The sequence below is a fragment of the Pseudarthrobacter sp. Y6 genome (genome assembly GCF_050156205.1).
Classification (GTDB): domain Bacteria; phylum Actinomycetota; class Actinomycetes; order Actinomycetales; family Micrococcaceae; genus Arthrobacter.
The window spans coordinates 3,888,108-3,908,857 of the sequence record NZ_CP189574.1; the positions used below are offsets into that span (position 1 = coordinate 3,888,108).

A 20,750-nucleotide genomic window follows, 5' to 3' on the forward strand; every position below is an offset into this window, starting at 1 on the left:
CACAGAGGTGGTAGTTGTGTGGTGGCCAGGTTGGAGTTCGGCGGGGCGGACGGTGGCCGCCCCGCCGTGCCCGGCGCTATTTGTTGCCTTGGCCCTTGATGTTGGCAGCCCAGTAGCTGCTCCACTCGGGCTGACTCTTGTTGACGCGTTCCCAGTTGACGTTCATTTCCTTCAGGTTCAGGTCAGCCAGCCAGGACGGTTCCTTGGGCAGTGAGATCGTGGGGATCTGGAAGTACGTCTCTGAGAGCTTGCTCTGCTCCTCCTCGCTCATGAGGAAGGAAAGGAAGGCATCCGCTCCGGCAGAAGACGGGCCGTTCTTGATCTTTGCCACACCGTCAATCAGCATCGGCGCCCCGGATGCCGGCACTACCGGAGTGAAAGGCGCCTTCTGGTTCTGGATCTGCAGCATGACGTCCTGCAGGTTCCAGGCGGTGACCGCGGCTTCCTGGCGTATGATCCGCAGGTAAAGGTCCGTCGGGTTGGCGGCGTAGACCTTCGTGTTGGCATCCAGTTTCTTGAGCCACTCGTAGCCTGCGTCGGGGCTGCCCGTCGCGTCGAATTGGCGGTCAATCATCGCTGCGTAAATGCTGCGCATGGTTCCGGATGCCAGGACGTCGCGGATGGCGATCTTGTCCTTCATCGCGGGGCTGATGAGGTCATCCCAGTCCTTGGGAGCCTGGTCTGCGGTGAGCATGTCCTTGTTGTAGAAGATGACCTCGGCCAGCTTCATCTCCCCTACCCAGAGTCCGTCCGCATCGCGCTGGGCGGCGGGGACGGCGTCGATAACGTCCTTCGGCGCCGGAGCCAGCACCTGCTCAGCAGCGGCCTGCTGCATCTGCTGTTGCGTGCCGCCCCACCAGATGTCACCCTGCGGGTTGGACTTCTCGGCCTTGACGCGTTCCAGGGCCTCCTGCGCGCCCAGTGTCAGCAGCTGGATTTTGCCGGTGTAGTTCGGGTTGGCCTTTTCGAAATCTGCTATTACTTCCGTGGCCAGGGCTTTGTCCCGCGCCGTGTAGATGGTCAGGGTCCCTGGACCTTCGGCTCCGGACGACGAAGCGGAGGGCTTGGGAGAGTCGAGTCCGCAGGCAGACATTCCCAGGGTGAGTGCGAGACCGCCGGCCAGCAGCGCGAATCGCAATGGACGTGACGTCATTGGTTTCTCCTAGTACTTTTGTCTGGCTGATGCTTGGAATTTGAGACTTCGTGGTTCGTTCATCCGGCGACCTCGGTGAAGAGGGTCGCGGGGCTCTTCACCACCTTCGCAATGGCGCCATGGAGGATTGCCTCATGTCCGAGCTCGGCGAAGACCACTTCGGTCAGGGACGGCGCTGACCTCTGGACCGTGCCGCGGAGCTTTTCCCGCGCATCGCGGGTCAGGAGGACGGCGTCGCCGGAGAAGATCACGCGTGCGGGGTTGACTACGCAAACGCAGATGATGGCGGCGAAGGCCCAGGCCTGGATGACATCCTCGAGGAGCCCAACAGCCGCCGGTGCGCTGGCGCTGCAGAGGGATTCAACCACTGTCGCCTCAGGGAGCGACAGACCGAGCAGCGCTCCGGATTCGCGGATGCCGGCGGCGGTCCAGCGCCGTTCGTATTCCCCGCGTTCCCCGCGCGGGCTGGCCGCCAGGCCCTGCGGAAGGAAGCCAATTTCGCCTGCGGAACGGCTTGACCCGTCCAGGACCTCTCCGCCGGCGATGATCGCCGCCCCGATGCCCTCGGCAACATGGATCAGGACCAGGTCCTCTACGCCGTTGCCCGCGCCGTCCACCCGCTCCCCCAGGGCGATGAGGTTGACGTCATTTTCCACTGTGGCGCGGAGCCCTGTTGTGGCTTCGAGTTCGTCCACGAGGCGGAGGTGGGCAACGGGGCCGAACGCGGGCGCCAAGGCCACGGAACCGTCGGAGGCGACGACGCCGGGCAGTGCAACCACCACGTGAACGGGTGGAATTACCGCCCGGCGGTGGAGTGACATCACAGTGCTCGCCGTGCTGCCCACCGGGTCCGCGGGATCGAAATCCTGTTCAGCGGCATCCAGGCGATTGCCCTCCAGGTCCACCAGGGCGCACCAGATCCGGGTGCCCCGGAGACCGACGACGGCGATGGTCACCGAGGAGCGGTTGAGCTCGATCAGGGTCCGCCGCCGGCCGCCGGTCGATTCCTGTTGCCCCACAACCCGCAGATAGCCGGCGTCGCTGAGGTCCTGCACGATGCCCGTGACCGTGGAGGGGCTGTACCCGGTCCGGTGCGCCAGGTCCGTTCGCGCCATGGGACCCGCCTTGAGCAGCGTGCTGAAGATGGCACCGACCCGGATTCTGCGCAGCGCATCCCTCCCCGTCGGGGCCCTGCCCTGTGACCCAGGTAACATACTTGCTTTATACGGCGAATAAAGTAAGAGCGCAAGGACAAAAGTGCGGACGACCCAGCCCCCGCTGTGCGGCAGGCCTCAAGATCGGCCATCCGATGCACCCCCGAGTGCAATCGCTTTCACGGTTCCTGCTCAGAGGAGATGACGACCAGGGAGTTCGCTGCCGCGTGGAGGAGAAATGTTGATGGGCTCTGCCGGCTGGCCCTCATGGAGTTCGACGACGCCGAGAAAGCTCGCGCTGAAGCGCTGGGTCGGCGGCGGGCTGCTGGAGTCTACGCAGACCGACGACTCCCGCGCCTGGCGATTTCAGGCAGCATCATAAGGTTGCGGATTCTTGCTCCGCCAGTCTGGTCATACGAAGTTCGTCCTCACCGCGCCGGACGGCCAATAGTCTTCCGCCAGCTCACCTGCACTGGTTAGATCTGCTGCCGGGAAGAGCTTACTGAGCAGTCCGGCCGCCTGAAGCAGGGCGATCAGCACACGAAATTCGGGCGCGAAGCGCTTTTCAAGGTCTTCGGCTTCGAGGACTTCACCGCCGGGATCACGGACGACGCGATTGATCCGAACCGTGCGGCCCGCTGGCCGATTCCCCTTATTCGTGCCAGCACGGCGGACGAACTTCCGGTCCTCGGCAAAGAACACCTCAACTAGCAACAGCTGGTTACCAGCACGGGCACGTCGCCCCGCTGCGCCGCTTACCAGGTGGTCGCCTCCGAGCGAGCCGCGAGCCACTGGCTGTCCGCGCCTGTCCGGCGCGCTCGATTTGGGGGAAGGCCTGCCAGCTCAACGCTTTAATGCAGATGATTGCGGGAAACCATCTGCCTGAGAGGATCCGAGGAATCCATGTAGCAGCGATGCTGTTCCCTGCAGATGATCTTGCGCCGCTTTATAGGCTGCCTCATCGTCGCCCCGGAGTATCGCGTCCACTATTTCCTGGTGCTGCCGGTTGGAATGTTCCAGGTTGGGCTGGATAAGAGGTATACGGTCCAGCAGGTCACTCACCTTTGAGCGGACATCCGCCACCGCGAGGGCAAGGCTTGGCGATCCAGCCACTTCTGCGATCGCCACATGAAACCTTGCGTCCTTCGGCCGGTACAGATTGGCCGGTGCAGTGGCCACCTCTGCCAAAGTCCTCAGCAGGTGGCTGCGCTGGGCAGGGGATAACGTAGCCTTGGCCGCCAAGGACGCGGCCGCCGGTTCGAGTACGCTGCGAAAGGTAAGGACGTCGTTCACCTCGGCCGGATCGAGTTCCGGGTAAGACCCCGAACCTGCAGCTGGCCGGCTGCAGACGTACGTTCCTCCGTAGCGGCCGCGCTGAACTTCGACGTATCCGGCCTTCTGCAGCTCGGCTAAAGCATCCCGCAGGGTGGCGCGCGATACGCCCAGCATCTCGGCAAGATCCCGTTCAGCTGGCAGTTTGGTCCCTACGCCGAACAGACCGAGTTTGATGTTCTGGAGCAAGCGTTCGATCGTTTCCTCGAAAGCGTTACCGTGCCGGACGGGGCGGAGAATCGGGGCGGGAGTTCCCAACAGTTCCTCTTCCATGCCTTTATCCTAATCGGTCCAAAAAAAGGCCTATGACTGGGGATCAATGGAGCGGTAAAGCCTTTGCACTGGCGCAAGCGGGGCTGATCCAAGAAAAAGGTCCCTGAGATCAAGGAATCTCTTGACCGTACGCGTGATCTGACCCACACTGTAACGAGCTTATGGTCTTATTTCATACCAATACCCTTGGACGAAGGGATTCACAGTGTCATCCTCTGAATCAGCCCAGCTTACCGAAGACAAGCGATATCTCCAGCACCGGCAGCTGAAGCGCGGAGCCGCGGGGTGGATCCTGCTTGCCGGACTCGGAGTTGCTTATGTCATCTCCGGCGACTTCGCTGGGTGGAACCTCGGCCTCGCCCAAGGCGGCTGGGGCGGTCTCCTCCTCGCATTTGTTCTCATGGGCGTCATGTACACGTGTATGGCTTTCGGCCTCGCCGAGCTGTCCTCGGCACTTCCTGCGACAGGCGCCGGATATGGCTTCGCCCGTCGCGCACTGGGCCCCTTGGGCGGATTCGCCACCGGGATGGCCGTGCTCATTGAATACGCCGTTGCGCCAGCTGCGATAGCCATCTTCATTGGCGGCTACGTTGAAGCGCTGGGACTTTTTGGCCTGACCAACTCTTGGCCGGTGTATCTGGTGACCTACGCTGTTTTTGTGGGCATCCATCTCCGCGGAGTGGGAGAGGCTCTCAAGATGATCTTCGGCATCACCGCAGTCGCCGTCGTCGCCCTGGCCGCCGTCGTCGTGGGCCTGATCCCGCATTTCAACGCCCAGAACCTCTTTGACATAGTCCCTGACGGCTCGCCCACCTCGAGCGCTTTTCTCCCGATGGGAATCAGCGGCGCCGTCGGTGCACTGGTCTATGGCATCTGGTTCTTCCTTGCAGTCGAAGGGGTTCCCCTGGCCGCTGAGGAGACGGCGGATCCGAAGAAGGACATGCCGCGGGGCATCATGGTCGCTGTAGTGATTCTGGTCGTCTTCGGGGCCCTGATGCTCGTACTCGTTCCGGGCGCCGCAGGGTCAGCGGCAATGAGTGAGTCCGATAATCCCCTCCCGGAGGCCCTGCGCCTGGCGTACGGTGGCAACACTTTCCTGGCGGACTTCGTCAACTATGCTGGCCTCGCCGGGCTCGTGGCCAGCTTCTTCTCCATCATTTATGCCTATTCCCGCCAGCTCTTCGCTCTGTCCCGGGCAGGGTACCTTCCCAAATGGCTGTCCCTGACAGGCAAACGGCGGACCCCTTATTGGGCACTGATCGTCCCTGGCTCAATCGGCTTTTTGCTGGCGGCAATAACCGGTGACGGCGCACTCCTGATCAACATCGCCGTCTTTGGTGCCACAGTCTCCTATGTCCTCCTGAACCTCTCGCACATTGTGCTGAGGAGGAAAGAACCGGACCTGCCCCGCGGTTACCGGACACCCGGAGGGGTCGTCACCACCTCAATCGCGCTGGTTCTTGCTGCGGTCGCGGTCGTCGCAACATTTGTGGTCGACGTATTCGCCGCATCCATAACAGCTGCAATCTTTGGCGCAGCGCTCCTCTACTACTGGTTCTACAGCCGGCACCGCATCGTTGCAGGCGCTCCCGAAGAGGAATTCGCGCAGTTGGCTGCAGCCGAGGCCGAACTCAAAAGCTGACACCCGTCCCCCTCACGGTCCAAACACTTTCCCTCATAAATACGATCAAAGGTACGGAAATCACATGACGAATCAAACAACCGGTACGTCCGCGCAAGGCCAACTCGGCGTCGATGAGCTGCGGGACCTGGTCGCGTCCGGTGACATCGACACCGTCGTCGTTGCCATCACCGATTCGATGGGACGCCTGCAGGGTAAACGCTGCGGGGCAAGGTCTTTCCTCGAAGACGTGCTGGGGCACGGGGCCGAGGGCTGCAACTACCTCCTGAGCGTGGATGTGGAGATGAACACCATTGACGGGTACTCCATGTCCTCGTGGGCGAACGGCTATGGAGACATGGTGATGCGGCCTGACGTCTCCACCCTGCGCCGGGTGCCGTGGCTGGAAGGCACTGCCATGATCCAGTGCGACATCTTCTGGCTTGACGGCCGCCCCGTTTCCCAGTCCCCACGCCAAATCCTGCGCGCGCAGATCGAACGCCTGGAGGCCTTGGGATACCGCGCCCATATCGGCACCGAGCTCGAATTCATTATGTTTGACGACAGCTACGAAGAAGCGTGGGACAAGAAATACGAGGGACTCACCCCTTCAACCCGCTACAACGTGGACTACTCACTCCTGGCCACGGCAAGACTGGAACCGGTCATCCGGAGCATTCGAACGGGCATGGAAAAGGCAGGCTTGGTCGTTGAATCCTCCAAGGGCGAGTGCAACCTGGGCCAGCAGGAAATCACGTTCCGATACGCTGAAGCGCTTACTGCGTGCGACAACCACGTTTTCTACAAAAACGGGGCCAAGGAAATCGCCGCGCAACAGGGCAAGAGCATTACGTTCATGGCGAAGTACAACGAACGTGAAGGCAGTTCCTGCCATATCCACTTCAGCTTGACCGATCTGGACGGCAATCCGGTCCTGGCCGGGGATGGCGAGCACGGCTTCAGCCCTGTCATGGAGCACTTCATCGCAGGCCAACTCGCCGGGCTGAAGGAGCTGGCGTACTTCGTCGCCCCGAACATCAATTCCTACAAACGCTTTGTAGAAGGCAGCTTCGCTCCCACAGCCATCGCCTGGGGGCTGGACAACCGCAGTTGCGCTCTGCGCATCGTCGGCCGCGGTCCCGGCCTTCGGGTGGAAAACCGCGTTGGAGGCGGGGACGTCAACCCTTATCTCGCAGCTGCCGCGCTTATCGCCGCCGCCATCCACGGTATCGAGAATGAGCTCCCCCTCGAACCGATCATGACCGGTAACGCCTACCAGTCCGACGCTGACCGCATACCCACCAACCTGCGGGACTCCCGTGCGCTGCTGACCAACAGCGAGATTGCACGCAAATCCTTCGGCGATGAAGTTGTGGACCACTATGTCTTCGCAGCAGATGTCGAGCTGAAAGCTTTTGACAGCGCCGTAACGGACTGGGAGCGCAAGCGTGTCTTTGAACGGCTCTGATAGCCACCGCCCACGGATCGGGCTGACAACCTACTTTCAGGAAGCTTCCTGGGGCGTCTGGACAGCAGACGCAGCAGTTCTGCCGGGAACATACGTTCAGGCCGTCGTCGCTGCCGGCGGCACTCCTGTCCTGTTGCCGCCCGTCGGCACCGACCCATCGATCGTGGAGGTGCTCGACGGACTGATCATCTCTGGGGGCAGCGACGTGGGCCCGGAACAGTATGGGGCGCAGCCCCACCGGCTCACCCGCGCCCAACCAGCCAGGGACGTGCACGACATCGCCCTGACCAAGGCAGCTTTGGAGGCCGAAGTCCCCCTCTTCGCCATCTGCCGGGGAGCCCAGATCCTCAATGTCGCCATGGGCGGATCGCTGATTCAGCACCTCCCCGATGTAAACCCGGAGGCGGACTACCAACCGGCGTCGGGTGTATTCGGCAACGTGGAGTTCACAACGGCGCCCGGCAGCATCAGCCGGCTTCTGCTGGGGCCATTGGCCAGCGCACCCTGTTACCACCATCAGGCCATGGACCGGATCGCTGACGGCCTTTCCGTCACGGCCGCGGCTGCCGACGGCACGGTGGAAGCCCTCGAAACGACAACGGGCGGATGGGCACTAGGGGTCCAATTCCACCCGGAACAGAATCCCAACGACCTCCGGCTTTTCAATGGGTTCATTGAGGCTGCAATCAATTACCGCAAAAATCGAACGGAGAGCTCCGGCAATGTCCACCAGCACGTTTGACGTACTGAATCCGGCAACGGAAGAGGTAATCGAGACCATAACCCTTGCAACACTTGAGGACACTGACAGGGCAATCGAAAAGGCCGCCCAGGCCTTTGAGACCTGGCGCCATGTTGCCCCTGCAGACCGGGCTCTCCTGCTACGCAGGTTTGCTGCGGCAGTAGACGCCGACCTGGAAAATCTTGCCCAGCTGGAGGTACGCAACGCCGGGCACACCATCGGTAATGCCCGATGGGAAGCAGGGAATGTCCGCGATGTCCTGACGTACTACTCCGCAGCCCCCGAGCGGCACCTTGGCCAGCAGATTCCAGTAGCTGGAGGGGTCAACGTCACCTTCAACGAACCCCTCGGGGTCGTTGGGGTAATCGTCCCGTGGAACTTCCCCATGCCCATTGCCGCTTGGGGCTTCGCCCCCGCCCTTGCCGCTGGCAACACTGTCGTTCTGAAACCGGCGGAACTGACTCCCATGACTGCCATTCGGCTCGGACGGCTGGCCAGGGATGCAGGCCTGCCCGAAGGAGTCCTGCAGATCATCCCGGGCAAGGGCTCAGTCGTCGGGGAACGATTCGTGACCCATCCTGCAGTGCGGAAGGTTGTCTTCACCGGTTCAACCGGCGTCGGTAAGCGGATCATGGCCGGCTGCGCTGAGCAGGTCAAGCCCGTGACCCTGGAGCTGGGCGGCAAGAGCGCCAACATCATCTTCGCCGATGCGGACCTTAACGCCGCTGCAGCAGCAGCACCCGGAGGCGCTTTTGATAACGCCGGGCAGGACTGCTGCTCCCGCTCCAGAATCCTGGTCCAGGACAGCGTCTATGAAAAATTCCTCGAGCTCCTGGAACCCGTAGTGAAAGCCCTGCGGGTCGGCGACCCCAGCGACGAGGCTTCGTTCATGGGCCCGCTGATTTCCGCAGCCCAGCACCGCACAGTATCCGGCTTCGTCCCGGACGGCTCATCTGTGGCTTTCCAGGGATCCGCGCCGGACGGCAAGGGGTTCTGGTTTCCCCCCACTGTTCTTACGCCCTCCCGCGAGGACAGGGTAATGCACGAGGAGATCTTCGGCCCCGTCGTGGCAGTCGTTCCCTTCAAGGACGAAGCCGACGCACTCCGCCTGGCGAATGACTCGATCTACGGACTCTCCGGATCCATCTGGACACGGGACATCGGTCAGGCGCTGAGGATGGCCCGAGGACTCGAGTCGGGAAACCTTTCCGTCAACTCCCATTCCTCGGTGCGTTACTCCACTCCCTTTGGAGGATTCAAGCAGTCAGGACTCGGACGGGAACTCGGCCCGGACGCCCTGAACGCGTTCACCGAAACAAAAAACGTCTTCATCTCCACCAACCCATAAACGTCCCCACCACAAAAGGAAGAAAAAATGATTGAAGTAATTTCCAACCGCCTCAAGGGACGCAGCGCTGTCATCACGGGCGGCGCCAGCGGGATCGGGCTCGCCACAGCTCGCCGCTTCGCCGCAGAAGGGGCCCATGTGGTCATCGCAGATCTGGACCCAACCGCCGGGCAGCGGGCTGCCGACGAGGTCGGCGGCCTCTATGTGAAGGTCGATGTCACCAGCGAAGAGGAAGTGAAGAACCTCTACGCCGTGACCCACGAAACCTATGGAAGCGTTGACATCACCTTTAACAATGCCGGAATCTCGCCGGCAGACGATGCCTCAATCATCGATACAGGAATCGATGCGTGGCGCAGGGTCCAGGAAGTGAACCTGACCTCCGTTTTCTACTGCTGCAAATACGCCCTCCCGTACATGCAGGCGCAAGGGAAGGGCTCAATCATCAACACTGCGTCGTTCGTTGCGGTCATGGGTGCTGCCACTTCTCAGATCTCCTACAGCGCATCCAAGGGCGGAGTGCTGGCCATGAGCCGGGAACTCGGCGTCGAATTCGCCCGACAGGGAATCCGGGTCAACGCTCTCTGCCCGGGACCCGTCAACACGCCCCTGCTGAAGGAACTTTTCGCCAAGGATCCCGAGAAGGCAGCGCGCCGCCTCGTTCACGTTCCCTTGGGCCGGTTCGCCGAACCGGAAGAACTGGCAGCAGCAGTCGCCTTCCTCGCCAGCGATGATTCTTCCTTCATCACCGCCTCGACCTTCCTGGTTGACGGCGGCATCTCAGGCGCCTACGTAACCCCTGAGTGACGGTCAGGTCTTTGGATGACAGCTGCCGGCCGCGGCGTGACCACCGAGGACTAGCCGGTTCCGGTTCCAGGGCGGTCGAGCAGACCGTTGCAGCGCCGTAACTTGAACGGACGACGGCGGGACTTCCCGCCGTCGTCCGCTTGCGTTTGGTGCCGCTCCCTGCAGTGGCGACCGCCCACGGTTAGGCAGCATCACAAGGTTGCGGCTTCCTCCTCCGGCAGCCTGATCATACGAAGTTCGTCCTTCACCGCACGGGCCGGCCACTAGTCCTTCGCCAGCTCACGTGCCCGGATTTTGTCTGCGGCCGGGAAGAGCTTGCCGAGCAGGTCCAGCTCGGCCAGTATTGACCCTGCCACAGTGGTCCTGACTGCAAACACCGGCACTTCAGGTTTGCCGTTGGGCAGCCACCACCACGAGGATTTACAAGCGTCGCCGTCGACAAATGTGGTCGGTCACGATGTCATCACCATCACCTGTGTGTGCGGCAACACCGTCAGCCAGGACGGCTTGATTCAGGCCAACAGGGCGGTGCGGGGCTGTGGATCAGGGGGTCGGGACTGGTAATGACCGTTGATTGCGTAGTCGGTATTCTTCGGATTTTCTAAGTAGTCTGTCGATGGGAGTGGCTGACTTTGTCGCGGCTGGGAATGGCTCGGTGTTGCGGGAGTTGTTATCGGCTGTGGTCGCCGGGAGCGTATCCGCTCCAGGGTGATCCGGCTTCTGCTGCGATCCTGGTGGTGCTGTTGTGCTGGTAACCGAGTGCCTGGGCCAGCAGCGGCGGCATCTGGAGGACGAGTTGTCGGATCGCTGCGGTTCTGCCGGACTGGGCCGGGATACCGATTTCTGCAGCAGATCGCGGAGGGTTCCCGGGTCCATGGCTTGCCCGGCCCGGCGAACTGCCCCGCAGCGCGGCGGCCTGCGGGCCCCCGCGTGCCCGAGGTCCTCAACGAGTCCCCCTCCATTGCGGCCGTAGCGAGGATTCGGGCGACGGCGCCTGAGTCGCCCCATACTCCCCCCTTCAGGGAGCATGCCCGGCCGCTGCGGAACCAGGAAGGGTGGCAGTCCGGGACCCGACAGCAGGGGGCTACACAGCAGCGGGCTGCAGGGCTGCCGCGGTCAGACAGCCGGCTGTTGTTGGGTGATGCAATGGATGCCGCCGCCCCGGGCGAAGATGGGGCGGGCATCGACCGTCACTACTTCGCGGCCCGGATAGGCCTGCTCCAGGATCCGGCGGGCTCCAGCGTCCGCGGGGTCGTCGAAACTGCAGGCAATGACGCCGCCGTTCACCACCAGATGGTTGATGTAGCTGTAGTCGACCCAGCCGAACTCGTCGTGCAGGGTGTCCGGGGCGGGTACCTCCACGATGTCCCAGGCACGGCCCTGCGCGTCCCGGGTCCCGGCGAGCATGGCGATGATGTCGGCGGTGATCTGGAAGTCCGGGTGCGATGGGTTGCGCTGGGAGTGGACCAGCAACACACCGGGTGACGGGATCGCGGCCACGATGTCCACGTGTCCGCGGGTTCCGAGTTCCTGCGTATCGCGGGTCAGCCCGCGCGGCAGCCAGATCACATGCGTGGCACCGATGGTGCGGGCCAGCTCGGCTTCGACGTCCGCCTTGGTCAGGTGTGGGTTCCGGAACTTATCCAACTGCACCGTCTCGGTGACCAGCACGGTGCCCAGACCGTCCACCTGGATCCCGCCGCCTTCATTGACCAGCGGGCTGTCCAGCAGCTCCGCCCCGGCCTGCCTCACCACTTCCGCACCTACATCAGAATCCTTGCCCCAGCTGGCCCAGTCCTGCTGCCCCCAGCCGTTGAAGACCCAGTCCACCCCGCCCAGCCTGCCGTCGTCGCCGGTCACGAATGTGGGCCCAATGTCCCGCATCCACGCATCGTCGAGGGGCGCCTCCACCAGGTCAATGCCAGCCGAAAGATACGTCCGCGCGGCAGCCATATCCGGCGGGTCCACGACCATGGTGACCGGCTCGAATTCCGCCACAGCATGCGCCACGGCTGCCCACGCGGTGCGTGCCTCACGGGTTTCCTCCGCGGTGTGCCCTATCGAGGAACGCTCCGGCGGAAATGCCATCCAGACCCTTTCCTGGCGGGCCGTTTCGCTCGGCATCATCCAGCTCATGGCTGGGCCGCGGTCTGCGGGGCGGATACCGCGCCGTACGGGCGGTCGAAATCGACGTCCCGGGTGAGCTCAGCGTAGGTGTCGGGGCGGCGCGTGGTCAGGAACGGGAAGAGGTCCAGCCAGTCCTTGCGCTGGTCCAGGTCGAGGTCGGCCACCAGGACGGCTTCCCGGTCCCGCGGCGCCTGGACCAGGACGCGGCCGTAGGGATCGGAGATGAACGAGGAACCGTAGAAGTTGATGTCGCCTTCGTCGCCGGTCCGGTTGGGGACCACCATGAACGTGCCGTTCGTGATGCCGTGGCCTGTGATCACGTGCTGCCACAGCGGCTGGTGGTCGAACTCCGGGAAGGTCGGCTCTGAGCCGATGGCCGTGGGGTAGACCAGGATTTCCGCGCCGGCCAGCGAATACAGCCGGGCGACCTCCGGGAACCATTCGTCCCAGCAGGTGGGGAGTCCGACGGCGGCCCCGTTCAGTTCCGCGGGGCGGTGCACGGGGTAGGCGTCGCCGGCCGGTCCGGCACGGAAGTACGTGTCCTCGTAGTAGCCGGCGCTGACGGGAATGTGGGTCTTGCGGGTGCGTGCCAGCAGCTCGCCCTGGGGCGAGACGAGGATGGCGGTGTTGAAGCCCAGTCCGTCGCTTCCGTCTGAGCGCTCGTAGAGCGAGGCGTGGACGGTGACGTTGTGCTGCCGGGCCGCGCCGGCAGCGAACTCGAAGGTGGGGCCGTTGAGCAGGTCCTCGGCATTCCGGGCGGGATTACTGCCGGCCCGGACGCTGGCCGGATATTTGGACAACGTCAGTTCCGGCAGGAACACGGCCTTGGCTCCGGCGTCGGCGGCTTTGCCGATGGCCCCGGTCAGCACCGACGCCAGCTCGGCTGCGTTTTCCCGCCAGCGGTGCTGGACCAAGGCCACACGGAGGGGCCGGCGGGTGCTTTCCTGGCTCCGGGCGAAGGAGGCGGGTGCCTCGGTGTTGGCGAAGATATCCATGGTGGTGCTTCCTAACGGGACCTTAGGGGTCCGTGCATGATCGCGGGATTCCGTCGAAATCGCGTCGATCAAAAAGTGATTGAAAGTTGGGAATGAAGTTCATTTGGCAAGACCCTGTGCGGCAGGTTCCTGCGACGCCGTCGGGCGCCCTGTGGTGAGTGAGTCGATGGCCGTCGTCAACAGGTAACGCGCGTGGTCTGTGGTGATGAAACCGCTGAGCCAGCGGCCGGAGATCCCTTCCACCAAGCTGGTGAGGATCTCAGCCGTGACTGAGGCTTCGTCCTCGCTGGTGCCTTCGCTGGCGGCCACGATGGCCTGGGCGATCTCGCGGTTCCATTCCGCCGTTGTCCGGGAAAGTGGTTCCGCCAGTTCCTGTTCAAAGATGGAGCAGGCCCGGAGCTCATTCCAGGCCACCGAATTCCGGCGAACGTCAGCGTCGTCCTTGATTTCGTCAAGGAGCAGATGCCTGACGTGGCGGGAGCGGTCTTCGGCATTAAGGGAGGAGAGGACGGCGTCGTCCTTGCTGACCTGCTTGTTGATGTGTTCCAGCGTTGCGGCAAGCAGGCCGGCCCGGTCGGTGAAGTGGTAGTACAGGAGGCCCGGCGAAACTCCGGCCTCTGCAGCCACATCATTGACACGCATTCCCCGGACGCCGCTCCTGGCGATGCAGGTGGTGGCGGCGTTGAGGATCCTGGTTAGTTTTTCACTCATGCTTTGACAGTAATACGTGCTCACCTTCCTCCCGTGCGGACTCCGGCGTAGCGGCGGGTTCGGGCCAAACCCGCAGGGCGAGCAGGTAGCCTGCCGCCCCGACGAGCGTGGACCCGATGAAGCTGAGGTCGACTCCCCCGGCGAGCTGCGAGAGCGGTCCGGTGTACAGGGAAGTGTCGGTTGCCAGCAGACCAAAGACCGATCCGATGGCCCAGGGAATGACGGCCCGCAGATTCCAGCCGTTACTGAACCAGTACCGGCCGCGGGGTCCGTTCGCGCGGAACAGCTGGAGATCACCGGCGTGGTATTGGCCGCGGCGGGCGATCAGGAAGCCCAGAACGTTGATGGCCACCCACGGGCCGGCGAGTCCGTTGAGTACCAGCGTCATGGCGGTGATGGAGTCCACCGCGTTGAACACGAAGACACCCAGGTAGAGGAGTCCGACGGCGATCACCGACGTTATGAGGGTGGTGTGGATGCGGCGCAGCCGCGGGAAGAGGGCTTCGAGGTCCAGCCCGCTGGCGTAGAGGTTGAGCACGCCCTGGCCGAGCCCGCCCGCCAACGCGATGATGAGGATCGGCAGCAAATACCAGGCCGGCGCCGAACGCACCAGGTCTGCAACGTAGGAGCCGCCGAGCTCCGGAATGGCCGAGGCCGTGAAAGCGCCGAAGAGAGCCGTGACAAACAGGCCCAGGAACACCCCGAGGCAGGTGGCGCCGACGACGGAACGGTCCGAGTGCTGCTTCCGGGAGATGCGCCGGCTGTAGTCGCCCAGCGTGGGCGCGTAGGACAGCGGTCCCCCGACGGAAATGACGGCGGACAAGATCCAGGTGGGCCAGAAGTCGCCCAGCAGGTAGTCGGCGTGCACGGAGGTGGGGCTGAACGTGGGGGCGAAAGCAACGACGCCGATGAGCAGCAGAATGCCGACCACCGGGGCAACAAATTTCTGCATCGCCACCACTGTGCCGTGGCCAAAAAGCGCCACCAATACGATTTCCACGGAGATTACGGCGTAACCGATGGCCAGCGTGGTGCCGTCAACGGGTACGCCCAGCAGCCGCTCGGCGGCGGCAACCAGCGCGTCGCCCGAAGTCCAGACCGCGATGGCGGCGTAGGCGAGGGCGAACAATAGGGTCAGGGCGGAACCGATCAACCTCCCGCGGGTGCCGAAATGTGCGGCACTGGAAACGGTGTTGTTGGTGCCGGTCCGTGGCCCCAGGAGAGCCATCGGGGCGATCAGGGCCGTACCGACCACGAGGCCGGCGAGGCTGGCCGTGGCGGCCCCGATGAAGTTCAAGCCGAAGGTTATGGGAAGCCAGCCAAAAACGATGACAGAGAAAGCGAAGTTGCCGCCGAAGAACACCGTGAACAGGTTCCGGGGGCGGGACGTGCGTTGTTCGTCGGGAATGAACTCAATGCCGGCCGATTCAATGCGGCCGAAGCGGTCCTTGTGCGCGGATGCGGCACCGGCGGAATCCGCGTCTTTGCGGAAGCGCGTGCTGATCATGGCAAGCCTTTCATGAGGTACATCACGTTGATGTATTGCAATAACCATAATCCTGACTGAATTTTCAGTCAAGTACGATCTTCATGCCATGGCGAGCTAATCTGGGGCGGCCTAGAGCCGGTCACCGAGGCGTCCGGCCGGGTATTGATGAGCCGGCGCTCATGGCACTCGTCGGCCTTCTGGTCCCGACAGCCAAGACGGATCCAATATTGTCCTGGTCAGCGGCATCATGTGCACAGCGCTACCGGTGACCGCAATCCTGCTGTGCGTCAAGAAGGCCAGCACGACCGCAAATGGGTTACCCAGGAACCACGCCTAACACCGAATAGCTTGCATCCTATTGGGCAAAAAGGAGGGCAAAGAATTTGGGTCCCGAGGCTGTGCGGACTCTGGAAACTGCGCTCCCAGCTCAAGTGCTGCCGTGTTTCCTGGCGATGGGCAATCGCATCGTCCAAGAGCGACGCATCGCAGGCGCTCCGTTCCGGCCGGGCGTCCGCTCCCCTTTCAAGCGAAGCTGGCCTTCGCGTTGCTCCACGCGACGAGGCACCCTACCAGCACCGCGACGGGGCCCACCACGGGCAGGACGGCGGCAGAGAATCGGGCTGGCTTCGGTGTCTTGGGTTCTCCGGATGTGTTGTGTTCCCCCATGGAGCGTCCTCCCGCCGGGCCTGAGCGACGTAATCTAATTCCAGTGCGACCGTACGGATCAACAGGCATAGGCTAAATAGCAGAACGTCTCTTCCAGCACCGGGAAGGTCATCATGGACTCTGAAACCGCCGCTGTGATCGGTCACGATGTAACCACCATCACCTGCGTGTGCGGGAACACCGTCAGCAAGGACGGCTTGATTCAGGCCAACTCAGAAGGCGTGCCCGTCTATGTCGGCGAGAACACCCCGGTCCCCGCGGAACTGGCGGAATGGCCTGAGGATGAGGATCTCTACACCCTGTGTCCCTCATGCGGCCGCGTGTACAGTGACTCGGTCATCGAAGAGACAGCGACCGCGCCCGTCGCTTTCCGGGTCGACGTCACCGCTGGCCCAATTGCCGAGGCCATCCGAATCCACTGGAAACTCAGCACCTAGGCGAGACGATTACGGTCAGGCCTAACGTCCTCCTGCCGTTGGCAAACGCCATCGGCGGCGTCCTCAGGGCCAGAACCTGGCTGAGCGGACGACGGAGGGACCTCCCGCCGTCGGACGCCCGGATGGCACCGTTGACATTAATGCCGTCGTCACTGAGGAGGGAGGTGATGGACGCGGCGAGCTGCGCCCCGGTGGCGGGCTTGGGAACGGTAGCCTGAATCAGCGGGCCGAGGCGTTGAACGTTCTATTCAGCCCAGTCGGAGTCGCCGTAAGGGCGGCCGCGGAAGTGAGCGCGGAGGTATTCCCCCACCACGGCAGCTCCGAGTTCCCCCGCTTCCGGCGCCACCACCCGGCCGTCGATCCGGCGGGCCATCCGCTGGACGAAGCGTTCCAGGCCCGGATCGTCGCCGAGGCGGAAGAACGTGGACTGCGCACCGGCCCGTCCCACACGGTCCAGTTCCTCAACGGTCCTGCGGATGGTCTCCGGGTGCGGCGGCCAGGAGAATGCCGACTCCCCGTCGGGCAGCAGGTGGGCGGTGGGTTCGCCGTCAGTCACCACCAGGAGGACCGGCTGCATGGTCGGGTGCTTGCGGAAGAATCGGCTGGCCAGCAGCAGGCCGTGGTGCAGATTGGTGCCCTGCTCACGGAAGGCCGGCAAGGCGGTGAGCTCGCCGATGTCCATGGTCTGGGCGTAGCGGCCGAACGTGATGAGCTGCAGCCGGTCGCCGCGGAACCTGGTGGAGACCAGGTGGTGCAGCGCGAGCGCGGTGCGTTTCATGGGAACCCAGCGCCCCTCCGCCGCCATCGAGAAGGACACGTCCACCAGCAGGGCGACGGCGGCCTGCGTGCGCTCCTCCGTCTCCGTCACTTCAATGTCTTCCATGGCCAGGCGGACGCCACGGCCCGGGTCGCCGCCGTCGGCAATGGTCCGGCGGATCGAGTTGGTGATGGTCCGGGTCACGTCCCACGGCGCGGCATCCCCGAACTCCCACGGACGGCTGGAACCGGTCTGCTCCCCCGCCGCGCCGGCAAGCCGGGTCTCCCGGCGGCCCTGCCGGCCGGACAGCTGCTTGGCGGCGTCACGCAGCAGTGACCTGCCGAGGCGCCGCATGGCCTGCGGTGACAGCCGCAGGTCCCCGTCGTCCCCGCGCCGGAGGTAGCCGCCGTCGTGCATTGCCTTTTCGATCTCCGCAAGGGTGCGGGCAGTAACGGCGGCGTCCTGTCCGAGCTGGCGGGCCAGGGCGTCGAGATCAACGTCATCCAGGTGTGAGCCGTCGTAGTCCTGGGAGAGCTGCTCGGCGAGGTCGTCCAGTTCGGCGAGGTCCTGGAGTACGCCGGTGCCGTCGCCCAGTCCCATCCCTTCCTGGCCTTCGAAGCGTTCGGAACCGGTCCAGTCCTCGCCGGGGCGCAGGGCCTGGAGGGTCTCGTCCAGCTGGCCCAGCTGTGCCATAAGCTCGGGCGAGCCGAACGCCTGTGCGGAGAGCTGCATCAGTTCTGCGCGCTGTTCCGGGGACATGGACTGCAGGAGCCGCTGGGCTGCGGCCGCCCGCTTGGCCAGCGCGTCCACCAGCTCCTCCACGGACTGCGGGTTTTCCGGAAAGTGCTGGCCGTGGCGGGCCATGAACTCCTGGAAGTCCTCCTCCGTGTCCACGCCGCGCCGGTGTTTGTCCAGGAGAGCGTTGAGGTCGCGCAGCATTTCGCTGACGGCCGCCCGGTCCTCCTCCGTGGCACTTTCCAGCGCCTGTTTCATGCCGGCGAACCGCTGGTCCAGGACTTCGCGGCCCAGCAGGTCCTTGATCCGTTCGTAGGTTTCCCGTGCGGTGCTGGACTGCCAGTCATACGAGGCGAGCTCGTTGACGGCGGCGGCTGTGGACTTGGGCAGGTTCTGCAGCTGCATCTCGCGGAACGCGCGGTCGGTGTTGTCCATCATGGCGTCGCGGGCCAGTTGTTTGCGTTCCTCCAGCACCGCGGCGTCCAGCAGCTTCTTGACCTCGTTGAGGGTGCCGTCCAGGTTATGCCGGCCCAGGAGGTCCTTGCGGCGCTGCCGGATCCGGCCGGCGAGGTCGTCCAGACCTTCCTGGCTGCGGCCGCCGCGCCGCAGGAACTCCTGGAGCGCTCGCCGGGGCGAGTAGCCGGCCATGACGTCCTCGGCCACGGCGTCCAGCACCTCCGCCAAGTCCACCGGCGGCGCCAGCGGGTCAGGTCCGCCGGTGTAGCGGCCGTACCTGGACCGGTTGTGAAGGCTCATGGCACTTCCTGTCCCTAGCCGTAGATGGTGGCCCCGTCGTCGGACTCCTTGGAAATCCGGCGGCCGAGGTAAAGCCCTTCGAGCGCCAGTTCGACGGCGGCGGCACGCTGGCCGTCGTTTTCCGCACCCAGGCGTTCGCTGATGTCGTCGTAGAGGCCTGATCCGTTGAGGGACGGGAGGTTGGCCAGGAATTCCTTCGCGGTGACCAGTTCGCCGGTGGTCACGGTCGAGTGCCCGTCCAGCGCGGCCACCAGCGGACCCATGTCCAGGCCCTGGAAGTGCTCCCGCACGGCTTCGGCGGTGGCGGTGCGCAGGAGGTGGTCCAGGATGTCCTGCTCACGGCCCTCCTCGCCCGATTCGAATTCGATCTTGCCCGTGAGGACTTCCACGGCGGCCTCCAGGTCGATGATCCGGGCCACGGCTTCGTCCTCGCCGCGCACGCTGGCCCGCCGCAGGGCAGCTGCGGCCACGGTTTCGGCGCCTGCAATGGCGAAGCGTGCGGACACGCCGGAGGTCTGGTTGATGGCCGGCGACTGGCGCAAGGCCCGGGTGTAGCGGGCCAGGATTTCCAGGATGACGGGCGGAACGCTGGCCACCAGGTGGCCCTCCTGCTGGATGACGGCCACTTCGTCGTCCAGCTCGATGGGGTAGTGCGTGCGGATTTCGGCGCCGAAGCGGTCCTTCAGGGGTGTGATGATCCGGCCGCGGTTGGTGTAGTCCTCCGGGTTGGCGGAGGCCACCACCAGGACGTCCAGCGGCAGCCGCAGCACGTAACCGCGGATCTGGATGTCGCGTTCCTCCATGACGTTCAGCATGGAGACCTGGATGCGCTCGGCGAGGTCCGGGAGTTCGTTGATGGCCACGATGCCGCGGTTGGAGCGCGGGATCAGACCGTAGTGGATGGTTTCCGGATCGCCCAGGCGGCGGCCCTCGGCTACCCGCATGGGGTCGACGTCGCCGATCAGGTCCGCGACGGAGGTGTCCGGCGTCGCGAGTTTTTCCACATAACGTTCCGAGCGGTGGCGCCAGGCCACGCGCAGCCGGTCCCCCTCGGTGAGGGCCCGGGCGCGGGAGTGCGCTGTGATGGGTTCGTAGGGGTGTTCGTTTAGTTCCGAGTCCTCGATCACCGGCGACCATTCGTCCAGCAGCCCGGCCAGGGTTCGCAGGATGCGGGTCTTGCCCTGTCCGCGCTCGCCCAGCAGGACGACGTCATGCCCGGCGATCAGGGCCCGCTCGAGCTGCGGCAGCACGGTACGGCTGAAGCCGAACAAGCCGGGCCACGGATCGCGGCCCGCCGCCAGTGCGGCGAGGAGGTTGTCGCGGATTTCCCGGCGCAGGTCCTTGCGAACGTGGCCGGAGGCACGCAGTTCACCAACAGTGAAGATTTCAGGGCGTTCGTTCACTCCTCCAAGGTAGACCTGTTTCGGGCTGGAATTGGGCAATCTCAAATATTCGTGCAAGTGAAGAGACTGCGGGCCGTACGCTGGTGCTGATGACTGCAGCAGCCGAGCCGGCACCGCCGGTATCTCCAGCAGAGTCCGCGATGGCGCCTGCGAGCACGCTCCTGCTCCTGGTGCGCCACGGCGAAACACCCACCACGGGCATGGTGCTGCCGGGCCGCGCCCCGGGCCTGCACCTGTCCGAGCGGGGCCGCGCCCAGGCCGAGCGGGTGGCGGAACGGCTCGCGGGGCTTCCGGTCAGTGCCCTCTATTCCTCGCCGCTGGAGCGCGCCTGCGAGACGGCGGGGCCGACGGCGGCACGGACCGGGCTTGAGGTGCACCGGGACGCCGGACTGCTGGAGTGCGACTTCGGTGACTGGACCGGATCCGCGATCGCGGACCTCGCCGTCCTGCCGGAGTGGCGGACCGTGCAGAACAGCCCGTCCACCTTCCGTTTTCCCAACGGTGAGAGCTTTCCGGAGATGCAGCAACGGATTGTTGGTGCGCTGGCGGCGCTGTGCGCTGCCCACGCAGGCGGCGTCGTCGTCTGCTTCTCCCATGCCGATCCCATCAAGGCCGCGGTGGCCCACTCCCTGGGCACCACGCTGGATCTTTTCCAGCGCATCATGATCAGCCCGGGCTCAGTGTCCGCTGTTTCGATTGTGGATGGGCAGGCGGCCGCGGTGCTGATGGTGAATTCGCACTCGGAGCCGTTGAGCGAACTGCGGCCGCAGTGAGTT

The 20,750-nt window shown here is 64.3% G+C and carries 18 protein-coding genes; 7 read left to right on the forward strand and 11 right to left on the reverse strand.

Annotated elements, in window-relative coordinates:
• Nucleotides 1-76: 76 nt before the first annotated feature.
• The 4 genes from ACQCSW_RS18730 to ACQCSW_RS18745 form a co-directional block, all read right to left on the reverse strand.
• Nucleotides 77-1,153 (reverse strand): extracellular solute-binding protein, encoded by a 1,077-nt coding sequence (locus ACQCSW_RS18730; protein ID WP_426988310.1) that lies wholly within the window; start codon nucleotides 1,151-1,153, stop codon nucleotides 77-79.
• A 59-nt stretch (nucleotides 1,154-1,212) separates the two neighbouring features.
• Nucleotides 1,213-2,367, reverse strand: coding sequence for an ROK family protein (locus ACQCSW_RS18735; protein WP_426988312.1), 1,155 nt, complete (start codon nucleotides 2,365-2,367; stop codon nucleotides 1,213-1,215).
• Nucleotides 2,368-2,718: 351 nt separating this feature from the next.
• On the reverse strand, nucleotides 2,719-3,009 hold the full coding sequence (locus tag ACQCSW_RS18740; protein ID WP_426988314.1) for a hypothetical protein: 291 nt from the start codon (nucleotides 3,007-3,009) through the stop codon (nucleotides 2,719-2,721).
• A 141-nt stretch (nucleotides 3,010-3,150) separates the two neighbouring features.
• Nucleotides 3,151-3,912 carry a FadR/GntR family transcriptional regulator gene (locus tag ACQCSW_RS18745; RefSeq protein WP_426988316.1) on the reverse strand — a complete coding sequence of 254 codons (762 nt, stop codon included), beginning with the start codon at nucleotides 3,910-3,912 and terminating at the stop codon, nucleotides 3,151-3,153.
• Nucleotides 3,913-4,117: 205 nt separating this feature from the next.
• Here ACQCSW_RS18745 and eat point away from each other — a divergent pair, with 205 nt between their 5' ends.
• The 5 genes from eat (at nucleotide 4,118) to ACQCSW_RS18770 (ending at nucleotide 9,898) form a co-directional block, all read left to right on the forward strand.
• Nucleotides 4,118-5,554: an ethanolamine permease gene (eat, locus tag ACQCSW_RS18750; protein WP_426988318.1), complete on the forward strand. Its 1,437-nt coding sequence runs from the start codon at nucleotides 4,118-4,120 to the stop codon at nucleotides 5,552-5,554.
• A 64-nt stretch (nucleotides 5,555-5,618) separates the two neighbouring features.
• On the forward strand, nucleotides 5,619-7,001 hold the full coding sequence (locus ACQCSW_RS18755) for a glutamine synthetase family protein (protein ID WP_111909165.1): 1,383 nt from the start codon (nucleotides 5,619-5,621) through the stop codon (nucleotides 6,999-7,001).
• Nucleotides 6,982-7,743 (forward strand): gamma-glutamyl-gamma-aminobutyrate hydrolase family protein, encoded by a 762-nt coding sequence (locus ACQCSW_RS18760; RefSeq protein ID WP_426988321.1) that lies wholly within the window; start codon nucleotides 6,982-6,984, stop codon nucleotides 7,741-7,743. The genes ACQCSW_RS18755 and ACQCSW_RS18760 overlap by 20 nt, the downstream gene beginning before the upstream one ends.
• The gene (locus tag ACQCSW_RS18765) at nucleotides 7,724-9,091 is read left to right on the forward strand and encodes an aldehyde dehydrogenase family protein (protein WP_111909164.1); all 1,368 of its coding nucleotides are present in this window, start codon (nucleotides 7,724-7,726) and stop codon (nucleotides 9,089-9,091) included. Before ACQCSW_RS18760 ends, ACQCSW_RS18765 begins: the two co-directional genes overlap by 20 nt.
• A gap of 27 nt (nucleotides 9,092-9,118) precedes the next feature.
• Nucleotides 9,119-9,898: a 3-oxoacyl-ACP reductase gene (locus tag ACQCSW_RS18770; RefSeq protein ID WP_058931121.1), complete on the forward strand. Its 780-nt coding sequence runs from the start codon at nucleotides 9,119-9,121 to the stop codon at nucleotides 9,896-9,898.
• Between the two features lie 1,116 nt (nucleotides 9,899-11,014).
• On the opposite strand, the gene ACQCSW_RS18775 is transcribed toward ACQCSW_RS18770, so the two are convergent.
• From ACQCSW_RS18775 to ACQCSW_RS18795, 5 genes are all read right to left on the reverse strand, one after another.
• A complete protein-coding gene (locus ACQCSW_RS18775; RefSeq protein ID WP_426988324.1) occupies nucleotides 11,015-12,034 on the reverse strand; it encodes an agmatine deiminase family protein in 1,020 nt (339 codons plus the stop codon).
• Nucleotides 12,031-13,020: a nitrilase-related carbon-nitrogen hydrolase gene (locus tag ACQCSW_RS18780; RefSeq protein ID WP_426988326.1), complete on the reverse strand. Its 990-nt coding sequence runs from the start codon at nucleotides 13,018-13,020 to the stop codon at nucleotides 12,031-12,033. The genes ACQCSW_RS18775 and ACQCSW_RS18780 overlap by 4 nt, the downstream gene beginning before the upstream one ends.
• A gap of 99 nt (nucleotides 13,021-13,119) precedes the next feature.
• On the reverse strand, nucleotides 13,120-13,731 hold the full coding sequence (locus tag ACQCSW_RS18785) for a TetR/AcrR family transcriptional regulator (protein WP_426988328.1): 612 nt from the start codon (nucleotides 13,729-13,731) through the stop codon (nucleotides 13,120-13,122).
• Nucleotides 13,724-15,238 (reverse strand): purine-cytosine permease family protein, encoded by a 1,515-nt coding sequence (locus tag ACQCSW_RS18790; RefSeq protein WP_426988330.1) that lies wholly within the window; start codon nucleotides 15,236-15,238, stop codon nucleotides 13,724-13,726. The genes ACQCSW_RS18785 and ACQCSW_RS18790 overlap by 8 nt, the downstream gene beginning before the upstream one ends.
• Nucleotides 15,239-15,742: 504 nt before the next feature.
• Nucleotides 15,743-15,886 carry a hypothetical protein gene (locus ACQCSW_RS18795; protein ID WP_426988332.1) on the reverse strand — a complete coding sequence of 48 codons (144 nt, stop codon included), beginning with the start codon at nucleotides 15,884-15,886 and terminating at the stop codon, nucleotides 15,743-15,745.
• Nucleotides 15,887-15,999: 113 nt separating this feature from the next.
• Here ACQCSW_RS18795 and ACQCSW_RS18800 point away from each other — a divergent pair, with 113 nt between their 5' ends.
• Nucleotides 16,000-16,323: a hypothetical protein gene (locus ACQCSW_RS18800; RefSeq protein ID WP_426988334.1), complete on the forward strand. Its 324-nt coding sequence runs from the start codon at nucleotides 16,000-16,002 to the stop codon at nucleotides 16,321-16,323.
• Nucleotides 16,324-16,567: 244 nt separating this feature from the next.
• Here the strand turns inward: ACQCSW_RS18800 and ACQCSW_RS18805 are convergent, their stop codons facing one another.
• Together ACQCSW_RS18805 and ACQCSW_RS18810 are read right to left on the reverse strand one after the other, a co-directional pair.
• A complete protein-coding gene (locus tag ACQCSW_RS18805; protein ID WP_426988336.1) occupies nucleotides 16,568-18,571 on the reverse strand; it encodes a vWA domain-containing protein in 2,004 nt (667 codons plus the stop codon).
• Nucleotides 18,572-18,585: 14 nt separating this feature from the next.
• On the reverse strand, nucleotides 18,586-19,974 hold the full coding sequence (locus tag ACQCSW_RS18810) for a sigma 54-interacting transcriptional regulator (protein ID WP_426988338.1): 1,389 nt from the start codon (nucleotides 19,972-19,974) through the stop codon (nucleotides 18,586-18,588).
• Between the two features lie 89 nt (nucleotides 19,975-20,063).
• Between ACQCSW_RS18810 and ACQCSW_RS18815 the strand changes: the two genes are divergently transcribed.
• A complete protein-coding gene (locus tag ACQCSW_RS18815; RefSeq protein ID WP_426988340.1) occupies nucleotides 20,064-20,747 on the forward strand; it encodes a histidine phosphatase family protein in 684 nt (227 codons plus the stop codon).
• The last annotated feature ends 3 nt before the right edge of the window (nucleotides 20,748-20,750 follow it).